Below are 15,488 nucleotides of genomic sequence, written 5' to 3' on the forward strand. Positions count from 1 at the left end.
CTTTCAGAGAAACGTCTCAACGGCTTCTCGCATTTTTTTGACATGCAGCCCATAGACCACCTGAACGTTGTTACCTTGTTTGATAATCCCTTTCGCGCCGGTCGCCTTCAGACGCGGCTCGTCGATAATGGCGACGTCCTTTACCGTGACGCGTAAGCGGGTGTAGCAGTTGTCCACCACTTCAATATTTTCCCGGCCACCCAGCCCCACCACGATGGATTTGCCCAGACCGTCGTTATTGCCCTTCGCCTGGTACTCTTGCTTGCTGTAGAGGCGCGTCTCCTGGTCCTCATCTTCACGACCCGGCGTTTTCATGTTGAAGCGCAGGATCAGGAAGCGGAACACCACGAAGTAGAGGGCGAACATGATCAGCCCGACCAGGATGTACATCGGCCAGTTGGACTTGGCCGTGCCGAGCGGCAGGTTGTAGAGGATGAAGTCGATAATCCCGTTGGCGCCGATGGCGTGAACGCCCAGCAGGGAGAACAGCATCATGCCGATGCCGGTCAGCACCGCGTGCACCACGAACAACAGCGGGGCGACGAACAGGAAGGAGAATTCAATCGGCTCGGTGACGCCGACCAGCAGCGAGGTCAGCGCCGCCGGGATCAGAATCGCTTTCGCCGCCGCTTTACGCTCTGGCCTGGCGGTCATATACATCGCCAGCGCCGCGGCGGGCAGGCCAAACATCTTGCTGATGCCGCGGGCGTCCCACACCACCGTGCTGCTGAGCTGCTTCACGTCCGGGCAGGCCATCTCAGCGAAGTAGATATTGCGCGCACCCTGATAAACCGTGCCGCAGACCTCCTGCGTGCCCCCGAGTTCGGTATAGAGGAACGGGGTATAGACCAGATGGTGCAGGCCAGTGGGGACCAGAATGCGTTCCAGGAAGCCGTAGATGGCCACGCCAAATGGTCCGGAGCCTTTGATGGCCAGCGCCAGGGCGCTAATGCCGTGCTGGGCAAACGGCCACAGTTCGCTCATCACCACGCCGAGCATCATGGAGACTGGAAGCATTACAATGGCGACAAAACAGTGGCCGGAGTAAATCGCCATCGCGCCGTTAAACTGTACGCCGGAATATTTATTGTACAGGTATCCCGACAGCGCCCCGGTCAGGATCCCGGCGAAAACGCCCATCTCCAGCACCTGGACGCCCAGCACCATGGTCTGCCCGGCCGCCTTCATTTCGGCTGCAGGCGCCAGCGCGCCCTGCAGCTGCAGCGTGACGTTCATGGCGTTGATGAATACGACAAAGGTGACCAGCCCAATCAGCGCGGCATAGCCTTTATCGCGCGTCGCCAGACCAATCGGAATACCAACGGCAAACACCAGCGCCAGGTTCACCAGCACCGACACGGCCGATTTCGCGATAAGCTGACCAAGATGCTGAATCAGCGGATGGCCAAGAAAGGGCAGGTATTCAGCGAGATTACCGTTACCCAGCACGTTACCAAAGGCGATAAACAGACCGACGATCGGTAAGATAAGCACCGGTCCGTACAATGATTTTCCGAAATTTTGTAGGGCGTTCACGGCTCGTTTCATGGCTTTCTCTCTTATTGAACCGCGCACTCGGGGTGCGTCATGGTTATAAAACTAGCAGCCTTCAGGGACGCTTATCCAGCTATCCTCTTGTTTTAAAAACAAATGACGTGAAAGGTAACATGTGACGTTTGGGGCTGTGATCGCGGTTCCATCACGGCGTAGCGGCGTGTTGCCATTCTGCGAGGCGCTTTCCAGATTCTAAAATTGGACTTTTTGAATTAATGAAACTTGCGGATAATACTTATCCGGACGACGACCAACAGGCCCCCTCAGGGCCAGGGACAAAGGATGAAACCGTTTCGCTTAGCCGTGCTCTCCCTTGCGCTGCTTACCACGTTTACGCTTGTCGGCTGTGATAACAGCGACGATAAATCTCAGGCTGCGGCTCCCGCGGCATCCACCGCATCCACACCGAAAGCCGCGGAAAAGCCAAATGCTGAAACGCTGGCTAAGCTCGCCGCCCAGAGTCAGGGAAAAGCGCTGACCCTGCTGGATGCCTCTGAAGTTCAGCTCGACGGTGCCGCCACGCTGGTGCTGACATTCTCGGTTCCGCTGAATCCCGATCAGGATTTCGCGAAAACCGTGCATGTCGTGGACAAAAAAAGCGGCAAAGTTGACGGGGCGTGGGAACTTGCGCCTAACCTGAAAGAGCTTCGCCTGCGCCATCTGGAGCCCAACCGCAACCTGGTCGTCACCGTTGAACGGGGCCTGCAGGCGCTGAACAAGGCGACGTTCGGCATTGATTATGAGAAAGCCCTGACCACCCGGGACGTTGAACCCACCGTTGGTTTTGCCAGCCGCGGCTCGCTGCTGCCGGGTAAGGTGGTGGAAGGGTTGCCGGTAATGGCGCTCAACGTCAACAATGTTGACGTCAACTTCTACCGCGTGAAGCCGGAATCGCTGGCTTCCCTTGTCAGCCAGTGGGAGTACCGTAACTCGCTGACCAACTGGGAATCCGACAACCTGCTGAAGATGGCGGAGCTGGTTTACACCGGTCGATTCGATCTTAATCCGGCGCGCAACACGCGCGAAAAATTACTGTTGCCCCTGAAGGATATTAAACCGCTCCAGCAGTCTGGCGTTTATATCGCGGTCATGAACCAGGCCGGGCACTACAACTACAGCAACGCCGCGACGCTTTTTACCTTAAGCGATATTGGACTGTCCGCTCACCGTTATCATAATCGCCTGGACATCTTCACCCAGAGTCTGGAGAACGGTGCGGCGCAGTCTGGCGTCACCGTCACCCTGTTGAACGATAAAGGGCAGACGCTTGCCGAAGCGAAAAGCGACGGCGATGGCCACGCAAAGCTTGAGACCGACAAAGAGGCCGCGCTGATCCTGGCCAGTAAAGACGGCCAGACCACGCTGCTTGACCTCAAGCTGCCGGCTCTTGATCTGGCGGAGTTTGATATCGCAGGGAGTCCGGGCTACAGCAAGCAGTTCTTTATGTTTGGCCCACGCGATCTCTACCGCCCGGGCGAAACGGTGATCCTCAACGGCCTGCTGCGCGACAGTGACGGTAAGCCACTTCCCGATCAGCCCGTGAAGCTCGACGTGCTGCGTCCGGATGGACAGGTCGCGCGTACCATCGTCGTCAAGCCAGAGAATGGTCTCTATCGCTTCAACTATCCGCTGGACAGCGGGGCGCAGACCGGCATGTGGCATATCCGCGCCAACACGGGCGATAACCTGCAGCGTCTGTGGGACTTCCACGTTGAAGACTTCATGCCAGAGCGTATGGCGCTCAACCTGAGCGGACAAAAAACGCCGGTTTCACCGCAGGATAACGTCGACTTTAACGTGGTCGGCTATTACCTGTATGGCGCTCCGGCCAACGGTAACTCTCTGCAGGGCCAGCTCTTCCTGCGTCCGCTGCGTGACGCGGTGGCCGCGCTGCCGGGCTTCCAGTTTGGTGATATCGCTGAAGAGAACCTGAGCCGCAGCCTGGATGAAGTGCAGCTTACGCTGGACGAGCAGGGACGTGGGCAGGTTTCTACCGAAAGCCAGTGGAAAGAGGTGCACTCTCCGCTGCAACTGATCCTGCAGGCCAGCCTGCTGGAGTCGGGCGGTCGTCCGGTGACGCGTCGTGCTGAGCAGGCTATCTGGCCCGCAGCGGAATTGCCGGGTATTCGCCCTCAGTTCGCCAGTAAAGCCGTTTACGACTACCGCACCGATACGACCGTCAACCAGCCGATTGTTGATGAGAACGGCAACGCCAGCTTCGACATCGTGTATGCCGATGCCAGCGGCGCGAAAAAGGCCGTTTCCGGGTTACAGGTTCGTCTGATTCGCGAGCGTCGGGACTACTTCTGGAACTGGTCTGAGAGCGAAGGCTGGCAGTCTCAGTTCGATCAGAAAGACCTGGTCGAAGGCGAGCAGGAGCTGACACTTAAGGCCGATGAAACGGGTAAAGTCACCTTCCCGGTGGAGTGGGGCTCTTATCGTCTGGAGGTGAAAGCGCCTGATGAGATGGTCAGCAGCGTGCGCTTCTGGGCGGGGTACAGCTGGCAGGATAACAGCGACGGCACCGGCGCTGCACGCCCTGACCGTGTGACCTTGAAACTGGATAAGCCAGCCTATCAGCCAGGCGACACCATCAACCTGCACATTGCTGCGCCAGCCGCAGGCAAGGGCTATGCGATGATCGAGTCCAGCGAAGGGCCGCTGTGGTGGAAAGAGATCGACGTACCGGCAAACGGACTGGATCTCGCTATCCCGGTCGACAAGGCCTGGAAGCGTCACGACCTCTACCTGAGTACGCTGGTGGTACGTCCCGGAGATAAATCCAAATCCGCCACGCCGAAACGCGCGGTCGGCCTGCTGCATCTGCCGATGAGTGACGAAAATCGCCGCCTGAATATTGCGCTCGATAACCCGCAGAAAATGCGTCCGAACCAGACGCTCTCGGTGAAGGTGAAAGCCAGCGTGAAAGAGGGGGCCGTGCCGCAGAAGGTGAACGTCCTGGTATCGGCGGTGGACAGCGGCGTGCTGAACATTACCGACTACGTCACGCCGGATCCGTGGCAGGCTTTCTTTGGTCAGAAGCGTTACGGCGCGGATATCTACGATATATACGGCCAGGTCATTGAAGGGCAGGGCCGTCTGGCCGCGCTGCGCTTTGGTGGCGATGGGGATGAACTGAAGCGCGGCGGCAAACCGCCGGTGAACCACGTCACCATCATTGCCCAGCAGACACAGCCGGTCACGCTGGATGCCAACGGGGAAGGCACAATTACATTGCCGATTGGAGACTTCAACGGTGAGCTGCGTCTGATGGCGCAGGCCTGGACGGAAGAGGATTTCGGCAGCAGTGAAAGCAAGATTATCGTGGCCGCGCCGGTCATTACCGAACTGAATACCCCGCGCTTCCTGGCAAGCGGAGATACCTCGCGGCTGACGCTGGATATCACTAACCTGACCGACCAGCCGCAAACGCTGAATATCGCCCTGAACGCGACAGGCAAACTGGCGCTGGAAGGCGCGCAGCCTCAGCCGGTTCAGCTGCCACCGGGGGCGCGCAGCACGCTGTTTATTCCGGTACGCGCGCTGGACGGTTATGGTGACGGTGAAGTGACCGCGCAGGTGACCGGCCTGCAGCTTCCGGGCGAGACCTTCGCCCCGCAGCAGAAGAGCTGGAAAATCGGCGTGCGTCCGGCGTTCCCGGCGCAGACGGTCAATACCGGTGCCATGCTGAACCCTGGCGAATCCTGGACTGCACCGGCGCAGCACAGCAACGGTTTCTCTCCTGCCACCCTGCAGGGGCAACTGCTGCTGAGCGGCAAACCACCGCTCAACCTGGCGCGCTATATTCGTGAACTGCAGGCCTATCCGTATGGCTGTCTGGAGCAGACCACCAGCGGTCTGTTCCCGTCGCTCTACACCAACGCGGCGCAGCTTACGGCGCTTGGCATCAAAGGTGATACGGACGATAAACGCCGTGCCGCCATTGATATCGGTATTTCCCGTCTGCTGCAGATGCAGCGTGAAGACGGCGGGTTCGCGCTGTGGGATAAAAACGGTCCGGAAGAGTACTGGCTGACGGCCTACGTGACCGACTTCCTGGTCCGTGCGGGCGAGCAGGGCTACAGCGTGCCTGCCGATGCGGTGAATAATGCCAATAGCCGGTTGCTGCGCTACCTGCAGGACCCGGGCATGATGTCTGTTCGCTACAGCGACGATACGCAGGCCAGCAAGTTCGCCGTGCAGGCCTATGCCGCGCTGGTGCTGGCACGTCAGCAAAAAGCGCCGTTGGGCGCGCTGCGTGAAATCTGGGATCGTCACGCTCAGGCGGCGTCCGGCCTGCCGCTGATGCAGCTGGGCATGGCGCTCAAGCTGATGGGCGATGCCCCGCGCAGCCAGCAGGCGCTGGATCTGGCGCTCAAAACGCCGCGCAACGACAGCAAAACCTGGATGGCCGATTACGGCAGCCAGCTTCGCGATAACGCGCTGATGCTCTCTCTTCTGGAGGAGTACAAGCTGCTGCCGGATGCGCAAAATACGCTGCTGAATGCCCTGTCTGAGCAGGCCTTCAGCCAGCGCTGGTTGTCCACTCAGGAGAGCAATGCGCTGTTCCTGGCCGGTCGTTCGCTGCAAACCTTGTCGGGTGCGTGGCAGGCGAAAACCTCCCTGTCAGATTCCGCATCAGGTGGCGATAAAGCGCAGGTACAAAACGTGAGCGGCGACCAGCTTGGCGCGCTGGAGGTGACCAATACCGGTACTTCACCGCTGTGGGTACGCCTTGATAGCACCGGTTATCCTGACTATGCTCCTCAGCCGAGCTCGAACGTGCTGCAGGTTGAACGCCATATTCTGGCAACGGACGGCAGCACGAAATCGCTCTCTTCGCTGAAGAGCGGCGAGCTGGTGCTGGTATGGCTGGAAGTCAAAGCCAGCCAGAACGTGCCGGACGCGCTGGTGGTTGATCTCCTCCCTGCGGGTCTGGAGCTGGAAAACCAGAACCTGGCAAGCAGCAGCGCCAGCCTGCAGGACAGCGGTAGCGAAGTGCAGAACCTGCTCAGCCAGATGCAGCAGGCGGACATTCAGCATATGGAATTCCGCGACGACCGCTTTGTGGCCGCTGTGCCGGTAAATGAAGGTCAGCCGGTTACGCTGGTTTATCTGGCGCGCGCCGTGACGCCGGGAACCTACCAGGTGCCGGTTCCGATGGTCGAGTCTATGTATGTGCCGCAGTGGCGGGCAACGGGTGCGGCCAGTGGCCCGCTGATTGTTGTTCCGTAATATGCGAATGGCACGTTTGACACGCTCCCGCTGGCTGTGGCTGGCGGGAGCGCTTCTCGTTTTATGGGGGCTGATTGTCGCCGCCGACCGCCTGTGGCCGTTGCCGCTGAAAGAGGTTAACCCTGCCCGGGTGGTGGTGGATGAGAAGGGCACGCCGCTCTGGCGTTTTGCCGATAGTGACGGGATCTGGCGCTATCCGGTGACGATCGAAGAGGTCTCTCCCCGTTATCTTGAGGCGCTGATCCAGTACGAAGATCGCTGGTTCTGGGATCACCCCGGCGTAAACCCGCTTTCTGTCCTGCGCGCCGCCTGGCAGGATCTCAGTTCCGGGAAAGTCATCTCTGGCGGAAGCACGCTCACCATGCAGGTCGCACGACTGCTGGACCCGCATCCGCGCACCTTCGGCGGTAAAATTCGCCAGCTCTGGCGTGCCATGCAGCTGGAGTGGCATCTTTCCAAACGCGACATCCTCACGCTCTATCTCAACCGCGCGCCGTTTGGCGGTACGCTGCAGGGCGTGGGTGCGGCAAGCTGGACGTATCTGGGCAAGCCTCCGTCGCAGCTCAGCTATTCCGACGCGGCGCTGCTGGCGGTGCTGCCGCAGGCACCGAGTCGTTTACGCCCGGATCGCTGGCCTGAACGGGCCGAAGCGGCGCGCAATAAAGTGCTCGACCGCATGGCGACGCAGGGGGTCTGGTCTGCAAAGCAGGTCAAAGAGTTCCGTGAAGAATCAGTATGGCTGGCGCCCCGGCAGATGCCGCAGCTGGCGCCGCTCTTTGCACGGATGATGCTCGGCAAAAGTCGCGACACGAAAATTGTCACCACGCTGGATGCCGGACTGCAGCGGCAGCTGGAAGAGCTGGCGATGAACTGGAAATCCCGCCTGCCGGCACGCAGCTCGCTGGCGATGATCGTGGTCGATCATACCGATATGAAAGTGCGCGGCTGGGTGGGATCGGTGGATATCAACGATGACACGCGTTTTAGCCATGTGGATATGGTCAATGCGATCCGATCGCCGGGATCGGTGTTAAAACCTTTTATCTACGGCATGGCGCTGGATGATGGCCTGATCCATCCCGCCTCGCTGCTTCAGGACGTTCCCAGAAAAACCGGTGACTATCGGCCCGGGAATTTTGACAGCGGGTTTCATGGACCGGTCAGCATGAGTGAAGCGCTGGTACGCTCCCTCAACCTGCCTGCCGTTCAGGTGCTGGAAGCCTACGGACCAAAACGATTTGCCGGGATGCTGAGCAACGCAGGCCTGCCGCTGATCCTGCCTGCGGGGGCGCAGCCGAATCTGTCTCTGATCCTCGGCGGGGCAGGCGCGCGGCTGGCAGATATCGCCGCGGCCTACAGTGCTTTTGCCCGACACGGTAAGGCGGGAAGGCTGCGCCTGCAGCCGGGCGATCCGCTGACTGAACGTCCTCTGTTATCACCGGGCTCGGCGTGGATTATTCGCCGTATTCTGGCCAATGAAGCGCAGCCGCTGCCGGATAATGCGCTACCGCAGGTTGCGCCGCTGGCGTGGAAAACCGGTACCAGCTACGGCTACCGTGATGCCTGGGCCATCGGTCTGAATGCCCGTTATGTGATAGGCATCTGGACCGGACGACCGGACGGCACGCCCGTGGCGGGACAGTTCGGGTTTGCCAGCGCGGTTCCGCTATTAAACCAGGTCAATAACCTGCTTCAGTCGCGCTCAACGGTAGACGAAGCCCGCCTGCCGCGCGATCCGCGTCCGGCAAGCGTCGGGCGGGGCGTGATCTGCTGGCCGGGCGGCCAGTCGCTACCGGAAGGCAGCGAAAACTGTCGACGTCGCCTGTCGACCTGGCTGCTGGAAGGCAGTGAACCGCCCACGCTGCTCCTGCCCGAACAGGAGGGCATACGCGGGATCCGTTTCCCGGTCTGGCTGGATAAAACCGGCAAACGCGTGGCCGCAGATTGCCCGGATGCTACTGAAAAAGTCCTGGATGTATGGCCGCTGCCGCTGGAGCCGTGGCTGCCTGCAACCGAGCGTCGTGCGGTACGGATTCCGCCTTCATCAAGAATTTGTCCTCCACTCTTGCAGGACGCACCTGCGCCACTCATTCTGACCGGCGTGCGTGAAGGGGCCGTTATTAAACGTCTCCCGGGTGAATCCCGCGTTTCGCTGCCGCTTCAGGCGACTGGCAACAGCGGTGAGCGCTGGTGGTTTTTGAACGGTGAACCGCTGAGTGTGAAAGGAAGCATTTACACATTACAGCTTGATAAGTCGGGCGATTATCAGTTACTCGTTATGGATGAGACCGGGCAGGTCGCGACGGTGAATTTTACGCTTCAGTGATCTGAAAACAGCTTTCTGATGTGAGCTGTTGCTAAAACTCGTCTTATTTTAAAAAAATGTTACCTGAATCCATAGGCAATGGCGCCATTGCTCATTATAATCCGCGCCACACCATACTCAGGTATGCAAAACAACAGAACATTGACAGAGGTTATCATGGCTATTGAACGTACTTTTTCCATCATCAAACCAAACGCGGTGGCAAAAAACGTTATTGGCAGCATCTTCGCTCGCTTTGAATCTGCAGGGTTCAAAATTGTTGGCACCAAAATGCTGCACCTGACCGTTGAGCAGGCGCGCGGCTTCTACGCTGAGCACGAAGGTCGCCCATTCTTTGACGGCCTGGTTGAGTTCATGACCTCCGGTCCAATCGTGGTATCCGTACTGGAAGGCGAAAACGCCGTACAGCGTCACCGCGATCTGCTGGGTGCAACCAACCCGGACAACGCGCTGGCAGGAACTCTGCGCGCTGACTACGCTGACAGCTTCACCGAGAACGGCACCCACGGTTCTGACTCTGTTGAATCTGCTGCACGCGAAATCGCTTTCTTCTTCGCTGAAGGCGAAGTGTGTCCACGTACCCGTTAATTTAACGGTTTCGTTTACACATTATTTTCGTAAATGCCGCGTCCAGACGTGGCATCCCTGCGCCAGACTTTGTACAATGCAACGCCCCGGACGAGCAGACCGCTTTCCGGGGCGTTTCTATTCAACCCTCCATGGGCCATAACGTGTAACAACGAGGCCGGTAAATATTATGTCTGAATTAGTGAATACCTCCGAAGTCGCCATTCCTGCGGTTCCCAATAAAAATGGAAAAATCAACCTGCTGGATCTGAACCGTCAGCAGATGCGCGAGTTCTTTAAAGAGATGGGCGAAAAGCCGTTTCGTGCCGATCAGGTCATGAAGTGGATGTACCATTACTGCAGCGACAATTTTGATGACATGACTGACATCAACAAGGTCCTGCGCAATAAGCTCAAAGAAGTGGCTGAAATTCGTGCACCGGAAGTGGTGGAAGAGCAGCGCTCCGCGGATGGCACCATCAAATGGGCGATTGCGGTCGGCGATCAGCGCGTTGAAACCGTCTACATCCCGGAAGAAGACCGCGCGACGCTGTGCGTCTCCTCCCAGGTTGGCTGTGCGCTGGAGTGCAAATTCTGCTCAACCGCGCAGCAAGGCTTTAACCGTAACCTGCGTGTTTCAGAAATTATCGGCCAGGTCTGGCGTGCCGCGAAAATCGTGGGCGCGGCAAAAGTCACCGGTACGCGCCCTATCACCAACGTGGTGATGATGGGGATGGGTGAACCGCTGCTGAACCTGACCAACGTCGTTCCGGCGATGGAAATCATGCTGGATGACTTTGGCTTTGGCCTGTCCAAGCGTCGCGTCACGCTGTCGACCTCAGGCGTTGTGCCTGCGCTGGACAAGCTCGGCGACATGATTGACGTCGCGCTGGCGATCTCCCTGCACGCACCAAACGATGAAATTCGTGACGAAATTGTGCCGATCAACAAAAAGTACAATATCGAAACCTTCCTCGCCGCCGTACGTCGCTACCTGGAGAAATCCAACGCCAACCAGGGCCGCGTGACCATCGAGTACGTGATGCTGGACCACGTCAACGACGGCACCGAACATGCGCATCAGCTGGCTGAACTGCTGAAAGATACGCCGTGCAAAATCAACCTGATCCCATGGAACCCGTTCCCGGGCGCGCCGTATGGCCGTAGCTCGAACAGCCGTATCGACCGTTTCTCCAAGGTGCTGATGGAGTATGGTTTCACCACCATCGTGCGTAAAACGCGTGGTGATGATATTGATGCCGCATGTGGACAGCTGGCTGGTGATGTCATTGACCGTACCAAGCGTACCCTGCGTAAACGCATGCAGGGCGAGACGATCGCGGTTAAAGCTGTTTGATTATTATGCACTCGCGGCGCATTATCTGCGCCGTGAGACATAACCTTACTGAATAATCAGTCAGATTCGTGAAGACTGATCAATAATTACGGTGCGTTTCATCCGACTTTCGGGCAGTATGTAACGACGTAACAACAGTTTAGCCGTACGGGCAGGGCTGTACTGTCATCTCCGGGCTGACAGTCTTATACTCTCTGTTCAAGGTTAACTGACCAGAAGTTTCGCGGTGCGGGTGGCATTGTGACTCACCGGCGCCTGAACCCTTATTTTTCACGTACCAGTAGTTGTAGCGAATGAATACTGAAGCCACTCACGACCAACATGAAGCACTCTCCACTGGCGTTCGTCTTCGCAACGCCCGTGAACAACTCGGACTCAGCCAGCAAGCCGTTGCGGAACGCTTGTGCCTGAAGGTTTCCACGGTTCGCGATATTGAAGAAGATAAGGCGCCTGCCGATCTGGCTTCAACGTTCTTGCGCGGTTATATCCGCTCTTACGCAAAACTGGTGCACATCCCCGAAAACGAATTACTGCCAATGATGGAGAAGCAGGCGCCGGTCCGTGCAGCAAAAGTTGCGCCGATGCAGACCTTCTCCCTGGGGAAACGTCGTAAAAAACGTGATGGCTGGCTGATGAGCTTTACCTGGCTGGTGCTGTTTGTGGTGATCGGTCTGACCGGAGCATGGTGGTGGCAAAACCACAAGGCGCAGCAGGAAGAGATCACCACCATGGCCGATCAATCCTCCGCCGAACTCAACCAGGCCGGAACGGATAACGCCCAGAGCGTGCCGCTGAATACCGACGGTGCAGCGACTTCCAGCGAGCCACAGACCGCAGCGCCAGATGCGACAGCGACCAATGCTGCGCAGGCTCCAGCAGCAACGGCTAACACCGCTGCGCCGCAAGCTCAGGATCAAAATGCGGTGGTTGCCCCTTCTCAGGCAAATGTTGATACGGCGGCGAACGCGCCTGCAGCTACTCAGCCTGCAGACAATACCGCAGCGTCTCTGCCAACCAGCCCGGCGGGTACGGCGACCACAGCAGCCGATCCTAACGCGCTGGTAATGAACTTCAGCGCCGACTGCTGGCTGGAAGTGACTGACGCGACAGGTAAAAAACTGTTCAGCGGCCTGCAGCGCAAAGATGGCACGTTAAACCTAACAGGCCAGGCTCCCTATAAACTTAAAATCGGCGCTCCGGCAGCGGTACAGATCCAGTATCAAGGAAAACCTGTCGACCTGAGCCGCTTTATCAGAACTAACCAGGTTGCACGTCTTACCGTTAATGCCGAACAATCAGCAGCACAGTAACAGACGGGCAACGCGGGAGATTTTTCATGCATAACCAGGCTCCGATTCAACGTAGAAAATCGAAACGGATTTACGTTGGGAATGTGCCAATCGGCGATGGGGCACCTATCGCCGTTCAGTCGATGACCAACACGCGCACCACCGATGTGGAAGCGACGGTCAATCAAATCAAAGCATTAGAACGTGTAGGCGCGGACATTGTTCGCGTCTCCGTCCCGACCATGGATGCCGCTGAGGCGTTCAAACTGATCAAACAGCAGGTCAGCGTTCCGCTGGTGGCGGATATTCACTTCGACTACCGCATCGCACTGAAAGTGGCCGAATACGGCGTCGATTGCCTGCGTATTAACCCGGGCAACATCGGTAACGAAGAGCGTATCCGCATGGTCGTGGACTGCGCCCGCGATAAAAATATTCCTATCCGTATCGGCGTTAACGCCGGTTCGCTGGAAAAAGATCTGCAGGAAAAATACGGTGAGCCGACGCCACAGGCGCTGCTCGAATCCGCGATGCGTCACGTCGATCATCTCGATCGTCTCAACTTCGATCAGTTCAAAGTCAGCGTAAAAGCCTCCGACGTGTTCCTGGCCGTAGAATCTTATCGCCTGCTGGCAAAGCAGATCGACCAGCCTCTGCACCTCGGGATCACTGAAGCGGGCGGCCTGCGCAGCGGCTCGGTAAAATCCGCGATCGGTCTGGGGCTGCTGCTCTCTGAAGGGATCGGTGACACCCTGCGCGTCTCGCTGGCGGCCGATCCGGTCGAAGAGATCAAGGTCGGTTTCGATATCCTGAAGTCGCTGCGTATTCGCGCGCGTGGGATCAACTTCATTGCCTGCCCAACCTGTTCGCGTCAGGAGTTTGATGTGATCGGGACGGTGAATGCCCTGGAGCAACGTCTGGAAGACATTATCACCCCGATGGACGTCTCTATCATCGGCTGCGTGGTGAACGGTCCGGGGGAAGCACTGGTGTCAACCCTGGGCGTGACCGGCGGTAACAAGAAAAGTGGTCTCTATGAAGATGGCGTTCGTAAAGATCGTCTGGATAATAGCGACATGATCGACCAGCTTGAAGCCCGCATCCGTGCGAAAGCCGCCATGATGGACGAGACACAGCGTATTAACGTTCAGCAGGTTGAAAAATAACGTGATGGGAAGCCGCGAGCTTCCCATGTATGATTGAACCCATTCTTTGGGTTTTTTTTGTATATAGAAAGAGAATAAACGTGGCAAAAAACATTCAAGCCATCCGCGGCATGAACGATTATCTGCCTGGCGAAACCGCCATCTGGCAGCGCATTGAAGGCACGCTGAAGCAGGTGCTCGGCAGCTACGGTTACAGCGAAATCCGTTTGCCGATTGTAGAGCAGACCCCGTTATTCAAACGCGCGATTGGTGAAGTCACCGACGTGGTTGAAAAAGAGATGTACACCTTTGAGGACCGCAACGGCGACAGCCTGACCTTGCGTCCGGAAGGGACGGCGGGCTGCGTACGCGCCGGCATCGAACATGGTCTTCTGTACAATCAGGAGCAGCGCCTGTGGTATATCGGCCCGATGTTCCGCCACGAACGTCCTCAGAAAGGGCGTTATCGCCAGTTCAATCAGCTGGGTGTGGAAGTCTTTGGCCTGCAGGGCCCGGACATCGACGCTGAACTGATTATGCTGACCGCCCGCTGGTGGCGTGCGCTCGGTATCGCCGATCACGTTTCCCTCGAGCTGAACTCTATCGGTTCTCTGGAAGCGCGCGCTAACTACCGCGATGCGCTGGTGGCGTTCCTGGAACAGCATAAAGAGAAGCTGGACGAAGACTGCAAACGTCGCATGTACAGCAACCCGCTGCGCGTTCTGGATTCCAAAAACGCAGATGTTCAGGCACTGCTGAACGATGCGCCTGCGCTGGGTGATTATCTGGATGAAGAATCTCGCGAACACTTCGCGGGCCTGTGTAAGCTGCTTGAAGCGGCTGGCATCGCCTACACCGTAAACCAGCGCCTGGTACGCGGTCTGGACTACTACAACCGTACCGTGTTTGAGTGGGTGACCACGAGCCTCGGCTCTCAGGGCACCGTGTGCGCGGGCGGTCGTTATGACGGTCTGGTTGAGCAACTTGGCGGTCGCGCAGCACCTGCTGTAGGCTTCGCAATGGGTCTTGAGCGACTTGTTTTGCTGGTTCAGGCAGTTAATCCGGAATTTAAAGCAGATTCCGTTGTCGATATATACCTGGTGGCCTCAGGCGCGGAAACGCAGTCTGCGGCAATGCAGCTTGCCGAACGCGTGCGCGATGCGCTGCCGGGCGTTAAGCTGATGACCAACCATGGCGGCGGCAACTTCAAAAAACAGTTTGCTCGTGCCGATAAGTGGGGCGCAAGTATCGCACTGGTGCTGGGTGAGTCCGAAGTGGCCAACGGCGAAGTGGTGGTGAAAGACCTGCGCTCTGGTGAGCAGACAACGGTAACGCAGGACGGCGTTGCGGCGCACTTGCGCACTCTATTGGGCTAAGGAGAAGGACTGCGTGGAAATTTACGAGAACGAACACGATCAGGTCGACGCGATTAAACGCTTCTTTGCTGAAAACGGCAAAGCGCTGGTTGTTGGGGTTATTTTAGGTGTCGGTGCGCTGGTAGGCTGGCGTTACTGGAACAATCATCAGGCGGATTCCGCGCGCGGCGCGTCCCTGTCCTATGAAAATACCGTGAGCGCAATTCGTGCCGATCAGCCGCAAACGCTGACGGCGGCAGAAAAATTTGCGGCTGACAACAAAAACACCTACGGTGCACTGGCTGCGCTGGAAGTGGCTCAGCAGTACGTTGATAAGAACGAACTGGATAAAGCCGTAGCACAGCTGTCTCAGGGCCTTGCTGCCGCCAGTGATGAAAACCTGAAAGCGGTGATCAATCTGCGCCTGGCACGTATTCAGGTTCAGCAGAAGAAAGCTGACGATGCGCTGAAAACGCTCGATACCATCAAAGGCGAAGGCTTTGCTGCCATCGTTGCCGATCTGCGCGGTGAAGCACTGCTGAGCAAAGGTGACAAAGCGGGCGCGCGTAAAGCGTGGCAAGCTGGCGTAGAGAGCAATGCTTCACCTGCGCTGAGCGAAATGATGCAGATGAAAATAAATAATTTGTCCGTCTGAGAGGG

At 57.8% G+C, this 15,488-nt stretch carries 9 protein-coding genes; 8 read left to right on the forward strand and 1 reads right to left on the reverse strand.

Going from position 1 to position 15,488, the window contains the following annotated elements; all coding sequences use genetic code 11:
* Positions 1 to 3 precede the first annotated feature (3 nt).
* Complete coding sequence (locus BFG58_RS11400) at positions 4 to 1,548, reverse strand: PTS transporter subunit EIIC (protein WP_069719835.1); 1,545 nt, start codon at positions 1,546 to 1,548, stop codon at positions 4 to 6.
* Positions 1,549 to 1,836: 288 nt separating this feature from the next.
* On the opposite strand from BFG58_RS11400, the gene BFG58_RS11405 reads away from it, so the two are divergent.
* From BFG58_RS11405 to BFG58_RS11440, 8 genes are all read left to right on the forward strand, one after another.
* The gene (locus BFG58_RS11405) at positions 1,837 to 6,789 is read left to right on the forward strand and encodes an alpha-2-macroglobulin (protein ID WP_069719836.1); all 4,953 of its coding nucleotides are present in this window, start codon (positions 1,837 to 1,839) and stop codon (positions 6,787 to 6,789) included.
* Between the two features lies 1 nt (position 6,790).
* Entirely contained in the window at positions 6,791 to 9,115 is a 2,325-nt protein-coding gene (pbpC, locus tag BFG58_RS11410) for a peptidoglycan glycosyltransferase PbpC (protein WP_069719837.1), read from the forward strand.
* 156 nt (positions 9,116 to 9,271) lie between these two features.
* On the forward strand, positions 9,272 to 9,703 hold the full coding sequence (ndk, locus tag BFG58_RS11415) for a nucleoside-diphosphate kinase (protein WP_003860625.1): 432 nt from the start codon (positions 9,272 to 9,274) through the stop codon (positions 9,701 to 9,703).
* A 169-nt stretch (positions 9,704 to 9,872) separates the two neighbouring features.
* Positions 9,873 to 11,039, forward strand: coding sequence for a bifunctional tRNA (adenosine(37)-C2)-methyltransferase TrmG/ribosomal RNA large subunit methyltransferase RlmN (locus BFG58_RS11420; RefSeq protein WP_014171168.1), 1,167 nt, complete (start codon positions 9,873 to 9,875; stop codon positions 11,037 to 11,039).
* Between the two features lie 293 nt (positions 11,040 to 11,332).
* On the forward strand, positions 11,333 to 12,349 hold the full coding sequence (gene rodZ / locus BFG58_RS11425) for a cytoskeleton protein RodZ (protein WP_032675331.1): 1,017 nt from the start codon (positions 11,333 to 11,335) through the stop codon (positions 12,347 to 12,349).
* A 26-nt stretch (positions 12,350 to 12,375) separates the two neighbouring features.
* Entirely contained in the window at positions 12,376 to 13,494 is a 1,119-nt protein-coding gene (ispG, locus tag BFG58_RS11430) for a flavodoxin-dependent (E)-4-hydroxy-3-methylbut-2-enyl-diphosphate synthase (protein ID WP_008502138.1), read from the forward strand.
* Positions 13,495 to 13,574: 80 nt separating this feature from the next.
* Positions 13,575 to 14,849: a histidine--tRNA ligase gene (gene hisS, locus BFG58_RS11435; protein ID WP_032622984.1), complete on the forward strand. Its 1,275-nt coding sequence runs from the start codon at positions 13,575 to 13,577 to the stop codon at positions 14,847 to 14,849.
* 13 nt (positions 14,850 to 14,862) lie between these two features.
* Positions 14,863 to 15,483, forward strand: a complete 621-nt coding sequence (locus tag BFG58_RS11440; protein WP_008502136.1) for a YfgM family protein — start codon at positions 14,863 to 14,865, stop codon at positions 15,481 to 15,483.
* Positions 15,484 to 15,488: the final 5 nt, after the last annotated feature.

It is taken from the genome of Enterobacter sp. ku-bf2 (assembly GCF_001742765.1).
In the GTDB taxonomy this organism is placed as follows: Bacteria; Pseudomonadota; Gammaproteobacteria; order Enterobacterales; family Enterobacteriaceae; genus Enterobacter; species Enterobacter quasiroggenkampii.